Origin of the sequence: Sulfitobacter sp. TCYB15 (genome assembly GCF_040435955.1) — a bacterium.
Taxonomy (GTDB): Bacteria; Pseudomonadota; Alphaproteobacteria; order Rhodobacterales; family Rhodobacteraceae; genus Sulfitobacter; species Sulfitobacter pontiacus.
The window spans coordinates 1460499-1476855 of sequence record NZ_CP159193.1 but is presented as its reverse complement, the minus strand read 5'-3'; the positions used below and the strand labels follow the sequence as shown (position 1 = coordinate 1476855).

The 16357-nt window shown below is 61.7% G+C and carries 14 protein-coding genes, 2 tRNA genes and 1 riboswitch; of the genes, 9 read left to right on the top strand and 7 right to left on the bottom strand.

What is annotated here, in order from left to right:
* The first annotated feature begins 90 nt into the window (after nt 1–90).
* The 3 genes from recJ to ABM428_RS07045 all read left to right on the top strand — a co-directional run bounded on the left by recJ (nt 91) and on the right by ABM428_RS07045 (nt 3211).
* The gene (gene recJ, locus ABM428_RS07055) at nt 91–1830 is read left to right on the top strand and encodes a single-stranded-DNA-specific exonuclease RecJ (protein ID WP_132996832.1); all 1740 of its coding nucleotides are present in this window, start codon (nt 91–93) and stop codon (nt 1828–1830) included.
* Between the two features lie 75 nt (nt 1831–1905).
* Nucleotides 1906–1980 (top strand) — tRNA-Glu (locus ABM428_RS07050).
* Between the two features lie 301 nt (nt 1981–2281).
* Nucleotides 2282–3211 (top strand): zinc-dependent alcohol dehydrogenase family protein, encoded by a 930-nt coding sequence (locus ABM428_RS07045; RefSeq protein ID WP_353628341.1) that lies wholly within the window; start codon nt 2282–2284, stop codon nt 3209–3211.
* A gap of 55 nt (nt 3212–3266) precedes the next feature.
* On the opposite strand, the gene ABM428_RS07040 is transcribed toward ABM428_RS07045, so the two are convergent.
* The gene (locus ABM428_RS07040; RefSeq protein ID WP_132996833.1) at nt 3267–4163 is read right to left on the bottom strand and encodes an AraC family transcriptional regulator; all 897 of its coding nucleotides are present in this window, start codon (nt 4161–4163) and stop codon (nt 3267–3269) included.
* 167 nt (nt 4164–4330) lie between these two features.
* Here ABM428_RS07040 and ABM428_RS07035 point away from each other — a divergent pair, with 167 nt between their 5' ends.
* The 6 genes from ABM428_RS07035 to ABM428_RS07010 all read left to right on the top strand — a co-directional run bounded on the left by ABM428_RS07035 (nt 4331) and on the right by ABM428_RS07010 (nt 10454).
* Nucleotides 4331–5278: an SDR family oxidoreductase gene (locus ABM428_RS07035; RefSeq protein ID WP_132996834.1), complete on the top strand. Its 948-nt coding sequence runs from the start codon at nt 4331–4333 to the stop codon at nt 5276–5278.
* Nucleotides 5279–5462: 184 nt separating this feature from the next.
* Nucleotides 5463–5537: transfer RNA gene (locus ABM428_RS07030), tRNA-Glu, on the top strand.
* A 122-nt stretch (nt 5538–5659) separates the two neighbouring features.
* A riboswitch (cobalamin riboswitch) is annotated at nt 5660–5859 on the top strand.
* Nucleotides 5860–6002: 143 nt separating this feature from the next.
* Nucleotides 6003–7019, top strand: coding sequence for an ABC transporter substrate-binding protein (locus ABM428_RS07025; protein ID WP_353628327.1), 1017 nt, complete (start codon nt 6003–6005; stop codon nt 7017–7019).
* Nucleotides 7020–7039: 20 nt separating this feature from the next.
* Nucleotides 7040–8068 (top strand): iron ABC transporter permease, encoded by a 1029-nt coding sequence (locus ABM428_RS07020; protein WP_353628340.1) that lies wholly within the window; start codon nt 7040–7042, stop codon nt 8066–8068.
* A complete protein-coding gene (locus ABM428_RS07015) occupies nt 8065–8832 on the top strand; it encodes an ABC transporter ATP-binding protein (RefSeq protein WP_237278837.1) in 768 nt (255 codons plus the stop codon). The genes ABM428_RS07020 and ABM428_RS07015 overlap by 4 nt, the downstream gene beginning before the upstream one ends.
* A 104-nt stretch (nt 8833–8936) precedes the next feature.
* Nucleotides 8937–10454 (top strand): catalase, encoded by a 1518-nt coding sequence (locus ABM428_RS07010; RefSeq protein WP_037943874.1) that lies wholly within the window; start codon nt 8937–8939, stop codon nt 10452–10454.
* A gap of 75 nt (nt 10455–10529) precedes the next feature.
* Here ABM428_RS07010 and panC read toward each other — a convergent pair whose 3' ends face one another.
* From panC to ABM428_RS06980, 6 genes are all read right to left on the bottom strand, one after another.
* Complete coding sequence (gene panC / locus ABM428_RS07005) at nt 10530–11375, bottom strand: pantoate--beta-alanine ligase (RefSeq protein WP_132996850.1); 846 nt, start codon at nt 11373–11375, stop codon at nt 10530–10532.
* The gene (gene panB, locus ABM428_RS07000) at nt 11372–12199 is read right to left on the bottom strand and encodes a 3-methyl-2-oxobutanoate hydroxymethyltransferase (protein WP_009826594.1); all 828 of its coding nucleotides are present in this window, start codon (nt 12197–12199) and stop codon (nt 11372–11374) included. Before panB ends, panC begins: the two co-directional genes overlap by 4 nt.
* Before the next feature lie 157 nt (nt 12200–12356).
* Nucleotides 12357–13298 (bottom strand): DMT family transporter, encoded by a 942-nt coding sequence (locus ABM428_RS06995; protein WP_132996851.1) that lies wholly within the window; start codon nt 13296–13298, stop codon nt 12357–12359.
* 69 nt (nt 13299–13367) lie between these two features.
* Nucleotides 13368–14396, bottom strand: coding sequence for a choline ABC transporter ATP-binding protein (gene choV / locus ABM428_RS06990; RefSeq protein ID WP_005852516.1), 1029 nt, complete (start codon nt 14394–14396; stop codon nt 13368–13370).
* An 8-nt stretch (nt 14397–14404) separates the two neighbouring features.
* Nucleotides 14405–15238 (bottom strand): choline ABC transporter permease subunit, encoded by an 834-nt coding sequence (gene choW, locus ABM428_RS06985; protein ID WP_009826591.1) that lies wholly within the window; start codon nt 15236–15238, stop codon nt 14405–14407.
* Between the two features lie 84 nt (nt 15239–15322).
* On the bottom strand, nt 15323–16246 hold the full coding sequence (locus ABM428_RS06980; RefSeq protein WP_005852512.1) for a choline ABC transporter substrate-binding protein: 924 nt from the start codon (nt 16244–16246) through the stop codon (nt 15323–15325).
* Nucleotides 16247–16357 lie beyond the last annotated feature (111 nt).

Below are 16357 nucleotides of genomic sequence, written 5' to 3'. Positions count from 1 at the left end.
GCGCGGCCGCCCCCCTGCCCTGCCCATTGTGGGGAGGATGGGACGGATGCCTTCGGCGAGGATTTTTGACCATTTGGAAGGGGGAGATGCATGAGCTTTCTAGGTGTTGATGCGTCTTTGACGGGGCGTCGCTGGGTGGGCCCCGGTGTCGAGGTGGAACGCGCGACCGAAGTTCTGGTGCAGCAGACCAGCCTGCCGCTGGCCCTGTGTCAGGTGCTGGCGCGGCGCGGTGTGGCGGCGGAAGAGGCCGAAGCGTTTCTTGCGCCGTCGTTGCGCGATCTGCTGCCTGACCCGCGATCCCTGCGCGACATGGAGAAAGCCGCGACCCGTTTTCTTGCTGCGGTCAAAGCGCGTCAGCGGATAGCCGTTTTTGCGGATTATGACGTGGATGGTGGCAGCTCTGCCGCGCTGCTGCTGGTCTGGCTGCGCGAGATGGGCTGCGCCGCGACGCTTTATGTACCGGACCGGGTCGACGAAGGATATGGCCCCAATGACGCCGCGATGGCCGAACTGGCGGCTGCCCATGATCTGATCGTCTGCGTTGACTGCGGGACCTTGTCCCATGGGCCGGTGGCCGCGGCGGTCGGGGCGGATGTCGTTATTCTGGACCACCACCTGGGCGGAGAGACCCTGCCCGACGCCTTGGCCGTGGTGAACCCCAACCGGCAGGATGAAGACGGTGCCTTGGCGCATCTTTGTGCCGCGGCAGTGGTGTTCTTGATGCTGGTCGAGGCAGGGCGCCAACTGCGCGAAGCGGGCACACGCGGGCCTGACCTGATGGCGCTATTGGATCTGGTGGGGCTGGCCACTGTGGCCGATGTCGCCCCGTTGATCGGCGTGAACCGCGCCTTTGTGCGTCAGGGGCTACGCGTCATGGCGCGGCGCGACAGATTGGGGCTTGCCGCATTGGCCGATGTGGCACGGATGGATACGGCCCCAGCGGCCTATCACCTTGGGTTTCTGCTTGGCCCGCGGATCAACGCGGGCGGGCGCATCGGGCAAGCGGACTTGGGGGCAAGGCTGCTGGCCTGCGATGATCCCCATGAGGCGCAGTCGCTTGCCGAAAAGCTGGACCTGCTGAACACCGAGCGCCGCGATGTCGAAACCGCCGTTCGCGCCGCCGCGCTGGATCAGGCAGAGGCCCGCGGCTTTGACGCGCCTTTGGTCTGGGCCTCGGGCGCGGGCTGGCACCCGGGCGTGGTGGGCATCGTCGCCTCGCGTTTGAAAGAGGCGTCGAACCGGCCGTCGATCGTGATCGGGTTCGAGGATGGCATTGGCAAAGGCTCTGGCCGCTCTGTCTCGGGGATCGATCTGGGCGCGCCGATCCAGCGGCTGGCGGCCGAGGGGCTGCTGATCAAGGGCGGCGGGCATAAGATGGCCGCCGGGCTGACCGTGGCCGAAGACAAGCTGGACGCCGCCATGGCGCGGCTGTCAGAGCTACTGGCCAAGCAGGGCGCGCATCTGGCCGGCGCGGCAGACCTGAAGCTGGACGGCATGTTGATGCCCGCCGCCGCGACGGTGGAACTGGCGCAGCAGGTGGAACAGGCAGGCCCCTTCGGGGCCGGTGCCCCTGCCCCGCGATATGCCTTTGCCGACATGCAGATCCGGTTTGCCAAGCGGGTGGGTGAAAGCCACCTCAAGATCAGTTTCGGCGACGGCAACAACACCAAAATGGACGCCATCGCCTTTGGTGCATTTGACGGCCCGCTTGGTCCGGCGCTGGAAAACCACGGTGGTGCACGGTTCCATCTGGCGGGCCGTCTGGACATCAATACCTGGCGCGGCCGACAGTCGGTGCAGCTGCGTCTGGAAGATGCGGCACCTGCGTAAAAATTTTTCATTTTCTTTCGATTTCTGCTTGCGCGCCTGCGCCGCATTCCTTAGAGAAGCGCTCACAAGCTAAGTGGCCCGTTCGTCTATCGGTTAGGACGTCAGGTTTTCAACCTGAAAAGAGGGGTTCGACTCCCCTACGGGCTGCCACTTGTGCCTTCACCCGACATTCAGAAGACACTGCGCCATGATGTTGGGCGAGATGTGTTTGCCATTGTTTCTGCGCTGTTTGATCCCGCGCGGCAGGCTGGACGGCTAAGCCCTGAGGTCTCTGACGGCGGTTTGCGGCTCGCCTATTACATCCGTAATCAGAAAACTGAGCTCAAAATCAGGTCAATTACATAAATCACGGCAGTCTTTAGGTGGGCATCAGGCACACCCGAGGATGACCACCATGAAAGCCAAGACCCTTACCGCCTAGGGTGGCGACGCGACGTTCGAAGCTGCCGACCTGCCCAAACCCATAGCGACCGACGGCCATGTTCTCGTTCGCATCATTGCCACAAGCATCAACACCGTGGATACGATGATCCGCTCTATGGGGGCTGATCTGCCGCTATCCCCTGCACTGCCGGCTGTTCTGGGCATGGATTTTGCGGGCGTGATCGAGGCTGTCGGTGACGGGGTGACCGCTTTTTCCGTGGGCGATGAAGTATACGGTTGCGCCGGCGGGGTCACCGATATTCAAGGCGCGCTGGCGGAATTCATACGCGCCGATGCCAGGCTGATTGCGCATAAGCCCAAATCCATCTCAATGCGCGAAGCGGCCGCCATGCCATTGGTCGGCATCACCGCCTATGAAGGGCTTGAGCGGGCAGGCATCGCGGCGGGCCAGAAGGTTCTGGTTCAGGGCGGTGCTGGCGGGGTCGGTCACCTTGCGGTGCAACTGGCCAAACACTTTGGCGCAGAGGTCTATGGCACAGGCACCGGCGACAAACAGATCGACGTCATCAAGGGATATGGCGCGACGCCGATTGATTTCGCCGCAGAAAAGATCGCCGATTACGTGGCCAAATATACCGATGGCGCGGGCTTTGATCTGATCTTTGACACCGTGGGCGGTGCCAACATGACAAACTCGTTCGAGGCCGCCGCCCTGAACGCCCATATCGCGTCGACCGTTGGGCTGCTGGAAATCGACCTGTCCCCTGCGCACTTCAAAGGGCTGTCGCTGCATATCATCTTTATGCTGCTTCCAATGCTTGCCAACCAAGGCCGTGCAAAGCACGGGGAGATCCTCACCAAACTGGCAGAGATTGTGGACGCAGGGGCGCTGAAGCCCTTGCTTGATGACCAGAGATTCGACCTTGATACGGTGGGCGGGGCCTATGACCGCCTGACCAGCGGGCAAGCCATCGGCAAGGTGGTCGTAGACGTCTGATCATAGCACCAGACTTGTGCAAAGGAGCTGCCAACGCACAGGCGATGGCAGCCCCTTATTGGCCCATTTCAACCGGAAACTGCTGGGCATCCCCCCATTGGCGCGGGGATTGCCCGTACATCCGCCTGAATTCGCGACTGAATTGCGACGGGCTGACGTATCCCACATCGACCGCCGCTTCGTTCACGGACATGCCGCCTGCGATCTTCATCGCCGCATTGTTGAGCCGCATGGATTTGACAAACTGGATCGGGGCCATCGTCGTCACCTGCTTGAACTTGCGGTGAAAGGCGGCGCGGCTCATCCCGGCGCGGGACGCCATATCATCAATAGAGATCGGCGCGTCCAGGTGAGAGGATACATGCGCGATCGACCGTGCGATCGCATTGCCCGCGCCGAAGGCCTGTCTGGCAAAACGCCCTGCCTCCCCCTTCAGGATCGCGTAGTAAAGCTCGCGCAGCCGTGCCTCGCCAAGGATCGCCGTATCCGCCGGATTGCCACCCAATTGCAGCAAACGCAGCAGCGCGTCGGCAAAGGCATCATCCCAAGCGGCCAGCCTGATCCCCTGCGCGCGCAAACCGCCTTTGACCTCGGGAATCACATTGCCGGTATTTTCCATCTCCATCGACAGTTCTGTCATCATCCGCTTATCGAGCGAAATGATAACCCCGTAGAGCGGGCTTTCGGCAGAGGCGGTCGGCGTGCCCGCCTTCACCGGCATCGACATCGGGCAGCACATATATCGGCTGTCGTCATAAATGTACCTCTGCCCGTCCAGCACGGCCTCTTTCGCGCCGCTGACGATAGCAATAACGCTGGGTTCATAGACCGCCGGCACGCAAGGAATCGCCTGCGTGGCCCGAAACAGGCGCACCCCGTCAATGCCGGTTCCCGTCAGCCCCTCTTGGGTCGCGTTGTTTCGGATTAGCTGTCTGATCTGGTCTTTGCTCATGAGGGCAATCTACTGCGTCACATCCGCTTTTCGCAAGCGCGTGATACAATCAGGCAAGTATTCGCGACGATCTCGCCTGTTTTGAGAGCCAACCGAGAGCTATTTACCCTTCAACACCAAACACAGCGCGCATCGCTGCCGCGCTGACATCGAAAAGGAACATGACGATGAAGGACACGACTTTCGGACCCAAAGGCTGGACACCTGATCGCCTTGGATCGCTCAAGGGGAAAACATATCTCATCACCGGCACGACGGCCGGTGCGGGCTTTCAGGCCACGCGCATCCTGCTGTCCAAGGGGGCAAAAGTCGTCATGCTGAACCGCAACGCCGACAAATCCATCGCCGCGGTCAAAACGCTCAAGGACACGTTCGGTCCCAACGCCGAGGTGAGCTTTGTGCGGATGGATCTGTCAGATCTGGCCAGCGTGCGCGCCGCGGCGGAGGAGGTACAACGCACCGTTCCCCGGATTGACGCGCTGATCTGCAACGCAGCCATCGCACAGGTGCCGACACAGCAACTGACCGTTGACGGGTTCGAAAGCCAGCTTGGCACCAACCACTACGGACACTTCCTGCTGTGCGGGATGCTGTTTGATCGCATTCAGGAAAGTGCGGGCCGGATCGTTGTGGTGTCCAGCCTCGGGTACAACATGGGGATCAAGACGATACAGTTCGACGACATGAACTGGGACAAGAACTATAGCGCCAACGCGGTCTACAGCCAAAGCAAGCTGGCGCAGATGATGTTTGCCTATGAGCTTCAGGACCGGCAGAAAGCCACCGACAGCCGCGTTGAAGTGTACGTCTGCCACCCCGGCGCGTCGGCGACCTCGCTGATCAGCACAAGCGGCGGGCTTTTCACACGGGTCACCTGGTGGATGATGAGCAAGACGCCAATGGTGCAATCCGCCGAAAAAGGCGCGTATCCCGAGGTCATGTGCGCGACCGAAGACGGGTTGGCACAGCGCGCGCTTTATGGCCCGACCGGATGGCTGCAAACCGGAGGGCCCGTTGGCAAAGGCACGCTGAACCCTCATGCCTACGACAAACCCGTGATGGAGAAACTCTGGACCGTCTCCGAAAAAGCGACGGGTCTTCACTGGGAAATCTAAGGGAAACGCGCGCCCGCATCCCGAGCGCAGCGCGCGTTTCACGCGACGATCCCCCCTCGCCATACGCCCCTTGAAGTACGGCATTAAAATCTGTGATTTTTTTGCCGTATTTCCCCGCTTTCTCATGCGGCTTGCACTTGCGCCCGCCGATGGCTTTGCCTAAAGAAGCGCTCACAAGTTAAGTGGCCCGTTCGTCTATCGGTTAGGACGTCAGGTTTTCAACCTGAAAAGAGGGGTTCGACTCCCCTACGGGCTGCCACTTGGTTTTCCATCCCTTTGTTATTTGCCTCTCGCCCGTTCTGCGGAACCGTGGCCTGCGTTATTTGCCTTTGTCCCGCGATGACGACCGCAAAAACGCAACTTGACGGGTGGGCGGACAACTGTCATCGAAACCGGGTCGGTTTCCTTCGGGAAATAATAGGGAATTCGCCATCCGCGCTTTGGTGTGGATGAACCGGAACTGCCCCCGCAACTGTAGACGGTGAGCTACCTCCATCATGCCACTGGGCCTCAAGGTCCGGGAAGGCGGGGACAGCCGCGATCCGTCAGTCAGGAGACCTGCCGACACTGAACCTGAAACACCGGGCGGGGTTGCTCGGGAGAGGATGATGATGGGACCGGATCTTACCACACGCGCAGACCAAAATGCGCCCGCGCGCCATTTGGCTGGCCCCTTCTCTTTCTATTCAAAGACCCCGGCATCGGACCAACCGGAGCCCTTGATATGAAACCAGTTTTTTCCAGCCTGACCCTGATTGCGAGCCTTGCGGGCAGCACCGCGCTTGGCGCAGAGACAGACTATCCGCTGACCATCGACAACTGCGGCCATACGCTCAGCTTTGACGCGGCCCCCCAGACCACTGTGACCATCGGGCAATCCACGACAGAGATCCTGTATCTGCTGGGCCAGCAGGACCGGATCGCGGGAACCTCTGTCTGGTTCAGCCCCGTTTTGCCAGAGTTCAAAGAGACAAACGATGCGATTGAACGGCTGGCGGACAACGACCCCAGCTTTGAAAGCGTGTTGGGCAAACGCCCCGATCTGGTCACCGTTATGTATGAATGGCATGTCGGCCCCGAAGGTATGGTCGGCACCCGCGACAGCTTTCACGAGGTGGGCGTGCCGACCTATGTGATGCCCACCGATTGCGCGGCCAAGGATAACTCTGTCGGCGCGGACGGCACGCGATCTGAACTGTTCACGACCCAGCAGCTGTATACCAGCATCGAAGAGCTCGCCCGTATCTACAACGCGCAAGACGCCGGTGCCACGCTGCTGGCAGACCTGCAATCGCGCGAGGCAAAGGCGGTCGAGAAAGCCAAATCGCTGAACCTGCCCCAAGGCACCTCGGCGCTGTTCTGGTTCTCGTCGTCCGAGATGGCGGCGGACCCTTATGTGGCAGGTCAACAGGGTGTGCCCGCCTATATGATGGACAAGCTTGGCGTCGAAAACGTCGTGACCTCGGCCGAGGAATGGCCGCTGGTCGGATGGGAGACTCTGGCGAAATCCGACCCGACCTTCATCGTGCTCGCCAAAATGGACCGTCGCCGCTTCCCCGCGGATGACATCGAGAAAAAACGCACCTTCCTGATGAACGACCCCGTCGCCCGCGAGATGACCGCGGTGAAAGAGGGCCGCATCATCACCATGGACGCCCATGCGATGGACCCGACCGTGCGTGCGATCTATGCGCTGGAAACGATGGCTGACGCGCTGTCCGGTTTCGATCTAGCCAAATGACCGCAATCGACCGCTCTGTGATGCGCAGGCCGCAGTGGCACTGGTGGGTGATCATCCCGCCGGTGCTGCTGGCCGCATTGCTGTTTGGTGCGGCCATCGGCGAGGTCTCTATCCCGCCGCTGGTGGTGCTGAAGGTGCTGGCCAACAAGGCGCTGAACGCGGGCTATGCGGTGGACAAGATCGACGAGGGCATCGTGTGGAACTACCGCATGGCGCGGGCCGTGGTGGCGATGTGCTGTGGCGCCGGTCTGGCGCTGTCGGGCGTCGTGTTGCAAGCACTGCTGCGCAATGCGCTGGCGGATCCCTATCTGCTGGGCATCTCCGCGGGGGCGTCCACGGGTGCTGTGGCGGTGACCATCCTCGGGCTGGGGGGTGGTGCCATCTCGCTGTCTATCGGTGCGTTCAGCGGGGCGCTGGTGGCCTTTGCCTTTGTCGCCTTGCTGGCGCAGGCGGCAGGGGGCGGTGTGGGTCTGCAAGCCGCGGGCGTGATCGTGCTGGCCGGTATTGCGGGCAGCCAGATGTTCAACGCTCTGACCGCGCTGATGATCACGAAATCGGCCAATGCCGAACAGGCCCGTGCCATCATGTTCTGGCTTTTGGGGAATATGTCGGGCGTGCGCTGGCCCGATGTACTAAGCGCCCTGCCCGCGGCGATGATCGGGCTGCTGGCCTGCCTGTGGCACGCCCGCGCGCTGGATGCCTTTACCTTCGGCAGCGACAGCGCCGCGTCCTTGGGCATTCCGGTGCGCCGCGTGCAGCTGCTGCTGATCGGCACGGCGGCGCTGGTCACGGCGGTAATGGTCTCGGTGGTGGGTGCGATCGGCTTTGTCGGGCTGGTGATCCCCCATGCCATGCGTATCGTCGTGGGGCATCGTCACGCGATCCTTGTGCCTGCTTCCGCACTGGCGGGGGCGGTGTTTCTGGTCTTTGCCGATGTAATTTCGAGGGTGATTGTACCGGGCCAAGTACTACCCATCGGCGTGGTGACCGCTTTGGTCGGCGCGCCGGTCTTTGCACTGATCCTGATTGGCAAAAGGACGTCGCCATGATTCTGTCCTGTCACGAACTGGGCTGGCGGGTGCGCAACCGCGCCATCGTCGATGACGTGTCCCTGTCCTTGCGGCCGGGCGAAAAGCTGGGGCTGATCGGGCCCAACGGGTCGGGCAAATCCACGTTACTGCATATGCTTGCCGGCATTCAGAAACCCTCGCGCGGGCGGGTCGAGCTGGACGGCGCACCGCTTGCAAAGATGCGCCAGCGCGATATCGCGCAGCGGCTGGCCCTGGTCGAACAACACGCCGATACCGCAGATCGCATCACCGTGCGCCATGCCGTTGAACTGGGCCGCACCCCGTGGTTGTCCGCCCTGCGCGGGTGGAGCGCAGGGGACGACGCCATCGTCACGCAGGCGCTGGCGGATGTGGATCTGTCGGGTTTTGGCGACCGCCACTGGCACACGCTGTCGGGCGGTGAACAACAGCGCGTTCATATCGCCCGTGCACTGGCCCAAAGGCCGCAAGTGCTGCTGCTTGACGAGCCGACGAACCATCTGGATATCCGCCACCAGCTGTCGATCCTTGAACTGATCCAGCGCTTGCCGACAACGGCGATCATCGCCCTGCATGACCTGAACCAAGCCACGCTCTGCGACCGGATCTGCGTCTTGCAAGATGGCAAGCTGCGCGCCATCGGCACCCCCTCCGAGATCATGACCGAAACCCTCCTGCGCGAGGTCTTTGGCGTCTGCGGGCATTTCCTTGTCGATCCGGCGGATAACGCGCAGGTGATCCGCTTTCACACGGCGACCCATTAAGCGCGCCAAGCGGCCACAGCTCTATCCAACTCCTTACGCATTTGGTCGGGAACCATCCGTCACGCTACAGGTTTTGCCTGTGGACCCTGAAGGAGTAGCTACAGATGACCGACAAGAAGCAAACCCCTCCCACAACCACAGACGCTGGCATTCGCGTTCAAAGCGATGAGCATTCGCTGACCGTTGGCCCCGATGGCCCGATCGTGCTGAATGACCACTATCTGCTGGAACAGATGGCGAATTTTAACCGCGAACGTATTCCAGAGCGCCAGCCCCACGCCAAAGGCTCGGGCGCATTTGGCACCTTCGAGACGACGCAAGACGTATCGAAGTACACGATGGCGAATATTTTCCAGCCCGGCGCGAAATGCGATGTGGTGATGCGGTTTTCGACCGTGGCAGGCGAACGCGGCAGCCCGGACACATGGCGCGACCCGCGCGGCTTCTCGGTCAAGATGTACACCGACGAAGGCATCTTTGACATGGTCGGCAACAACACCCCGATCTTCTTTGTCCGCGATCCAATCAAGTTCCAGCAGTTCATCCGCAGCCAGAAGCGCCGTGCGGATAACAACATGCGCGACCACGATATGCAGTGGGACTTCTGGACGCTCTCGCCCGAAAGCGCACATCAGGTGACCTATCTCATGGGCGACCGCGGCATTCCGAAAAACTGGCGCGAGATGAACGGGTATTCCAGCCACACCTATTCGCTGGTCAATGCCGAGGGTGAAAAGTTCTGGGTCAAGTTCCACTTCCACACCGATCAGGGCGACGGCAATGCCTACCTTAGCCAGGATGAAGCCGACAAGCTGGCGGGGACCAACGGCGATTACCACCGCGCCGATCTGTTCAACAACATCCGCGACGGGAACTACCCCAGCTGGACGCTCAAGTGGCAGATCATGCCTTACGAGGATGCCAAGACCTATCGCATCAACCCGTTTGATCTGACCAAGGTCTGGCCGCACGAGGACTACCCGCTGATCGAGGTCGGCAAGCTGACCCTGAACCGCAACCCCACCGATTTCCATACAGAGATCGAACAGGCCGCGTTCGAGCCGAACAATATGGTGCCGGGCGTCGGTCTGTCGCCAGACAAGATGCTGTTGGCACGGGGTTTCTCCTACGCGGACGCGCACCGCGCGCGGCTGGGTGTCAACTACAAGCAGATTCCGGTCAACAAACCCGTCTCGCCGACCCATAGCTATTCGAAAGACGGCGCGGGCCGGACTGAAAAAGTCTCTGATCCGGTATATGCGCCCAACTCATATGGTGGGCCCTCTGCGCAGCCGCATCAGCATGAAGCGGGCCTGTGGTATTCCGATGGCGACATGGTGCGTCAGGCCTATACCCTGCGCCCCGATGACGATGATTGGAGCCAGGCCGGCAAGCTCGTCCGCGAGGTGATGGATGCCGATGCCCGCGAACGTTTGGTGTCGAATGTGGTGGGGCACCTGTGCGACGGTGTCAGCGAAAAGGTGCTGGTCCGTGCCTTTGAATACTGGCGCAACATCGACAAAGACACCGGCGACAAGATCGAGGCCGGTGTGCGCGAGAAGCTGGGCGGGGAATCCAAAGCCCCCGGTATGGCCTCTGCCCTCAGCATCGGCGGCAAGTAACACCGCACCGTTCCAAGCCAAACGATCAGCGGGGCCTTAGCGGGCCCCGCTTTTCCATGTCTGGCCGACGGCGATTTAACCGACGGCGATATTGTCGATCAGCCGCACACCGGCCAGCCACGCGGCGGCCAACAGACGTGCGGGGCGGTTGGGTGTGGTCATCAGCTCCAACTGGTCAGCAGATCGCAGGTCAAGGTATTCCACCTGCGTAAAGCCCGCTCGTTCCACCCGCGACACCGCCGCCTCGCGGAGCGTTTCCAGATCGCCACCAGCAAGCAGCCCCTCTGACATCTCCTCCATCGCGCGGTGAAGTTCGGGGGCCCAGGTGCGGGCGCGGTCCGACAGCAGCAGGTTGCGCGAGGACATGGCCAGACCGTCTTCCTCGCGGATGGTGGGGCAACCGATCACCTCTATCGGCAGGTCCAGATCACGCGCCAGACGGGTCACCACCTGAAGCTGCTGATAATCCTTTTCGCCAAAGAATGCCTTGTCCGCCTGGGTCTGGGTAAAGAGTTTGGTCACGATGGTCGCAACCCCGTCGAAATGCCCTGCCCGATGCGCCCCGCACAGCCCTTGGGTGATGCCTTCGACCGACACAGTCGTCGCGAAACCGTTGGGGTACATCTGTTCCCCATCTGGCACATAGACGACATCCGCCTTCAGCGCGATCAACTTGCGCGCGTCCTCTTCCTCGGTGCGGGGGTAGTTCTTGTAGTCGTCAGGGTTGTTAAATTGTTTGGGGTTAATGAAGATCGTTACGATCACACGGTCGCACGCCTCTTTTGCGGCCCGCACGAGGCTCAGGTGCCCCTGATGCAGCGCGCCCATCGTCGGCACCACGGCGACGCTTTCGCCCGCGGCTTTCCATCCGGCGACCTTGCTGCGCAGTTCAACCAGCGTGCGGATAATTTCGGGTGTCATGTTTTGGAAACCTCGTCAGAAAATACATGCTCGGGTCCGGGGAAGGATCGCGCCGTGACCTCGTCGGCATAGGCCTGCACCGCGGCCTTTGCGTCATCGCCCAGATGGGCATAGCGTTTTACGAATTTCGCCTTGAAGGCGGTGAACAGCCCCAGCATGTCATCGACCACCAGAATTTGCCCGTCACATTGTGCTGACGCACCGATGCCGATGGTGGGAATGGCGACCGTTTCAGTGATCTGGTCCGCCAAAGCCTGCGGCACTTTCTCAAGCACCACGGCAAAGGCCCCTGCCCGCGTCACCGCCTGCGCATCGGCCATCAGCTGCGTGGCGGCCGCACCGCGCCCCTGCACCTTGTACCCGCCAAGCGTGTGGATCGACTGCGGCGTCAGGCCGATATGCGCCATCACCGGAATGCCGCGTTTGGTCAGGAAGGCGATGGTGTCTTCCATGACCTCCCCCCCTTCAAGCTTGACCGCACCGGCACCGGTTTCGCGCATCAAGCGTGCCGCGTTCTCAAAGGCTTGGGCAGGGCTTTGCTCGTAGCTGCCGAAGGGCATATCGATCACCAGCATCGACTGGGTCAGCCCGCGCCGCACCGCTTGACCGTGCAGGATCATCATCTCCATCGTGACCTCAAGCGTCGAGGGCAGCCCGTGCAGCACCATCCCCACTGAATCGCCCACAAGCACGAAATCGCAGATGCCATCCATCACTTGCGCCATCGGCGTGGTATAGGCGGTCAGGCTCACCAGCGGAGCCCCCCCTTTGCGGGCCAGAATATCCGTCGGCATGGGGGCGGTCTTGCGGGCTGTGGCGCTCATCTGTGGCGGTCCTTTTTGGTAAGGTCGTCATTGCAATCTATCGGGGCCATGGCGGGGCATGGGGCGGCTTGGCGATGCTTCTAGACCAAAACGTCGCGATGTAGGTAGCAAAAGAGCAAGAATTTTACCCATGTCGCTGCGTCAGTCGAATCCGATACTACTTGGGCGGGATCGGGGCCACTGGCTGCGCGCCCCGCCCCGTGGGCACGGTCAGCACCAGCAGGCAAAGCACGACCAGCCCGACGCCCGCCCAACCAAGGGGGGGCAAGCGTTCGCCCACCACGACAACGGCCAGCAGTGCTGCGACCACCGGCTCGATCAGCGTCAGGGTCGTGGCCGTACTGGCCCGCACCCGCGACAGCCCGTAGCCGAAACAGATATAGCCCAGAAACATCGGCACAAACGCCATATAAAGCCCGACCGCCGCATTGCCCCACGAGGCCAGCAGCGGGCCGCCGGTCGCCAGTAGCACCGGCATCAGCATCAGCCCGCCCAGTCCAAAGGTGGCACCCATGGCCACCGAAGACCGCAGGCCGCGCAGCATCATCGCGCGCGCAGTCCAGCTATAAAGCGCATAGGTAAACCCGCCGAGCAGACCCAGCACGACCCCCAGCGGCACATTGGTGCCCCCCACGGCCCCATGCCCGCCCTCGGCCAGACAGATCAGCACCATGCCCGCCACGCCCGCCAGCGCGCCAAGGCTCCACCGAAGGGTCAGCAAAGATCGCTCCATCACATATTCGATCAGCGCGGCAAACAGGGGCGCGGTGCCGATGGTGACGACGGTCCCGATGGTCACCCCCGCCAACCGCATGGAGCCATAGAACGCCAGCGGATAGATCATCACCGCCAAGGCCCCCAGCAGCAGCAACCCACGCTGCTGCCAAAGTTGCGCACGCGCATGGGCGATGCCCCGCAGCGCCAGCAGCGCCTGCCCGATGCCGCCGATCCCCATCGCCGCGGCACCGATCGCCGCAGCACTCACGTCAGGGGCAAAGGTCGCGGCGGTGCCGGTGGTGCCCCAGACGGTGCCTGCAAAAAGCACACCTGCCACGCCAAGCGCATTGCTCTGGCGGCCCGAGCTTTCCTGATCCGTCATCCTGTCATCCCCTGCGCTGAGCGGTCCTGTGGCGTAGTGATGACCCGCCAAGCGCCTGAGGTCAAAGCATCATTCGGACTGCAAGCGCGATACGATACTGCCTGCGGTAACGGTGCCGATTGTCTCTCCGTCCTCGACCACGGGGATCGCCTGCGCATCATCGCCGATCTTGCCAATCAGCTCGGCCACCGGCGTCTCGGCGGCGACGGCCCCGTCCGATGTCGCGGCGGGCGGGCCCATCACATCGCGGGCCGTCAGCACACCAAGCGGGTTCATATTGGCCACGAATTCCGCCACATAGTCCGACGCGGGGTTCGAAAAAATCTCGCGCGGGGTGCCGCATTGCACGATGCGCCCGCCCTCCATAATCGCGATGCGCCCGCCCAGTTTGAAGGCTTCGTCCAGATCATGACTGACGAAGATGATCGTGCGTTTCAACTCGCGTTGCAGATCAAGCAGCTCGTCCTGCAGGCGGGTGCGGATCAGCGGATCAAGGGCCGAGAAAGGCTCGTCCATCAGCAGGATCGGGGCTTCGGTGGCAAAGGCGCGGGCCAGCCCCACGCGTTGCTGCATCCCGCCCGACAGCTCGCTGACCTTGCGGTCGGCCCAATCGGCCAGCCCGACAAGCCTAAGCTGCGCCTCTGCCCGTTCAAGTCGTTCGCGTTTGGGAACATCGGCCAGTTCCAGCCCGAGCGCCACGTTGTCGCGCACCGTGCGCCACGGCAGCAATCCGAACTGCTGGAACACCATCGACACACATTCGCGGCGCACGCGGCGCAGATCAGCGGCAGAGCTGGCAGTGACGTCACAGCTCCAGTCGCCATCATGTACCCGCACCGATCCACGCACCAACGGGTTCAACCCGTTGACCGCGCGCAGCAAGGTGGATTTGCCAGAGCCGGACAAGCCCATCAGCACAAGGATCTCGCCCTGTTTGACGTCAAGCGTGCAGTTATGCACCCCGAGGATCTGGCCTGTCTCGGCCTCGATTTCGGCACGGTCTTGTCCGGCGTCCATCAAGGGCAACGCCTTGGCCGGTTTCGGGCCAAAGACGATGGACACATTGTCGAATTCGACGGCGTTTGCGGGGTTGGTCATTTGATCGCTCATTTTCGTGTCACCCGTAGCATCCGGTCCAGCATGATGGCGACCACGACGATGATCAGCCCCGATTCAAAGCCAAGCCCCGTGTTCACCTGATTAAGCGCGCGCACCACCGGCACGCCAAGGCCATCCGCCCCCACGAGGGCCGCGATCACCACCATCGACAGCGACAGCATGATCGTCTGGTTCAGACCGGTCATGATCTGCGGCAGCGCATAGGGCAGTTCGATTTTCCACAGGGTCTGGCTGGGCTTCGCCCCAAAGGCCTGCGCGGCCTCAAGCAGCGCCTTGGGGGTGGAGGCGATACCAAGCTGCGTCAACCGGATCGGCGCGGGCAGGACAAAGATCACCGTCGCGATCAGCCCCGGCACCATGCCGATGCCGAAAAAGACAATTGCGGGAATAAGATAGACGAAGGTGGGCAGCGTCTGCATCAAGTCCAGCACCGGTGCCATATAGCGGTACATGCGCGGTCGGTGCGCCGCGGCGATGCCGATGGGAACGCCGACGCCCATGCAAACCACACAGGCCGACAGCACCAGCGTCAGGCTTTCGGTGGTTTCTTCCCAGTAATCCTGATTGAGGATGAACAGAAACCCCAACACGATTAGCAGCGGGGTTTTCCAGTTGCGCTGGATCGCCCAGGTCAACGCGCCAAAGACAGCGATAACGATCAGCGGATGTGGCGTTTGCAGCACCCAGAGGATCGCGTCAATCAACCACTCCATCGCGACGGCCAGCCCGTCGAACAGCCAACCCGCGTTGATCAGCAGCCAATCAAAAACCGCCTCTGCGGCGTCATCAATCGGGATCTTGTTATCGGTGAGCCAGTTCATGGGAACCTCCGGAGGCTGGTATCATGCGATGATGGCAAAAAGGGCCCGCCCGATGGCAGGCCCTTTTCACATCCTAAGGGTGGATTACTCGACGATGGTCTTGGCGGCCGCCATCGCGTCGCCACCGTCCACGGTGGTCACGCCGTCCAGCCATGTGTCGAGCACATCAGGGTTCGCCTTGATCCAGGCTGTCGCCGCATCGCGGGGCTCTTCGCCGTCATCCAGAATGGCCCCCATGATCTCGTTCTCCATGGCGAGGGTGAATTCCAGATTGGTCAGCAGCTTGCCCACGTTGGGGCATTCCTCGACAAAACCGGCGCGGGTGTTGGTATGAACGGTCGCACCGCCCAGATCGGGGCCAAAGAAATCATCCCCGCCTTCCAGATAGGTCAGATCAAAGTTCGCGTTCATCGGGTGCGGCTCCCAACCAAGGAAGACGATAGGCTCGCCCTTGGCGGACAGGCGTTTGACCTGTGCAAGCATCCCCTGCTCCGAGGATTCCTTGACCTCGAACTCGGCCAGATCAAAGGCGTTATCGTCGATCATCGACTGGATCAGGCGGTTGCCGTCATTGCCCGGCTCGATGCCATAGATCTGACCGTCCAGCGCGTCTGCATTGGCAGCGATATCGGCGAAATTCTTGATCCCCATGTCAGCGGCGGCTTTATTCACGGCCAGCGTGTACTTCGCGCCAGTCAGGTTCGCGCGCACTGTGTCAACGCTGCCATCCTCGCGGTAGGGTGCGATGTCCGCCTCCATCGTGGGCATCCAGTTGCCAAGAAACACATCCACATCGCCTGCGGCCATCGACGTGTAGGTCACTGGAACGGAAAGGATTTTCACGTCTGTCTCATAGCCCAAAGCGTCCAGCACGACGGTGGTTGCGGCAGTGGTCGCGGTGATGTCGGTCCAACCTACGTCGGAAAAGGTGATCTCGTCACAGCTTGCGGCAGCAAGGCTGCTGGCAAGGGACAGGGTAAGCGCGGTGGTTGCTGCAAGAACTTTCATGGCAGAGGAACTCCCGTTATGTTTATTGTTGATCGCGTAATAGAGCGCGATTGCGCGCTTTGATGCAACCCGATTTCTACACGACCGCGCGGCAAGACGCGGCTCAGGCAA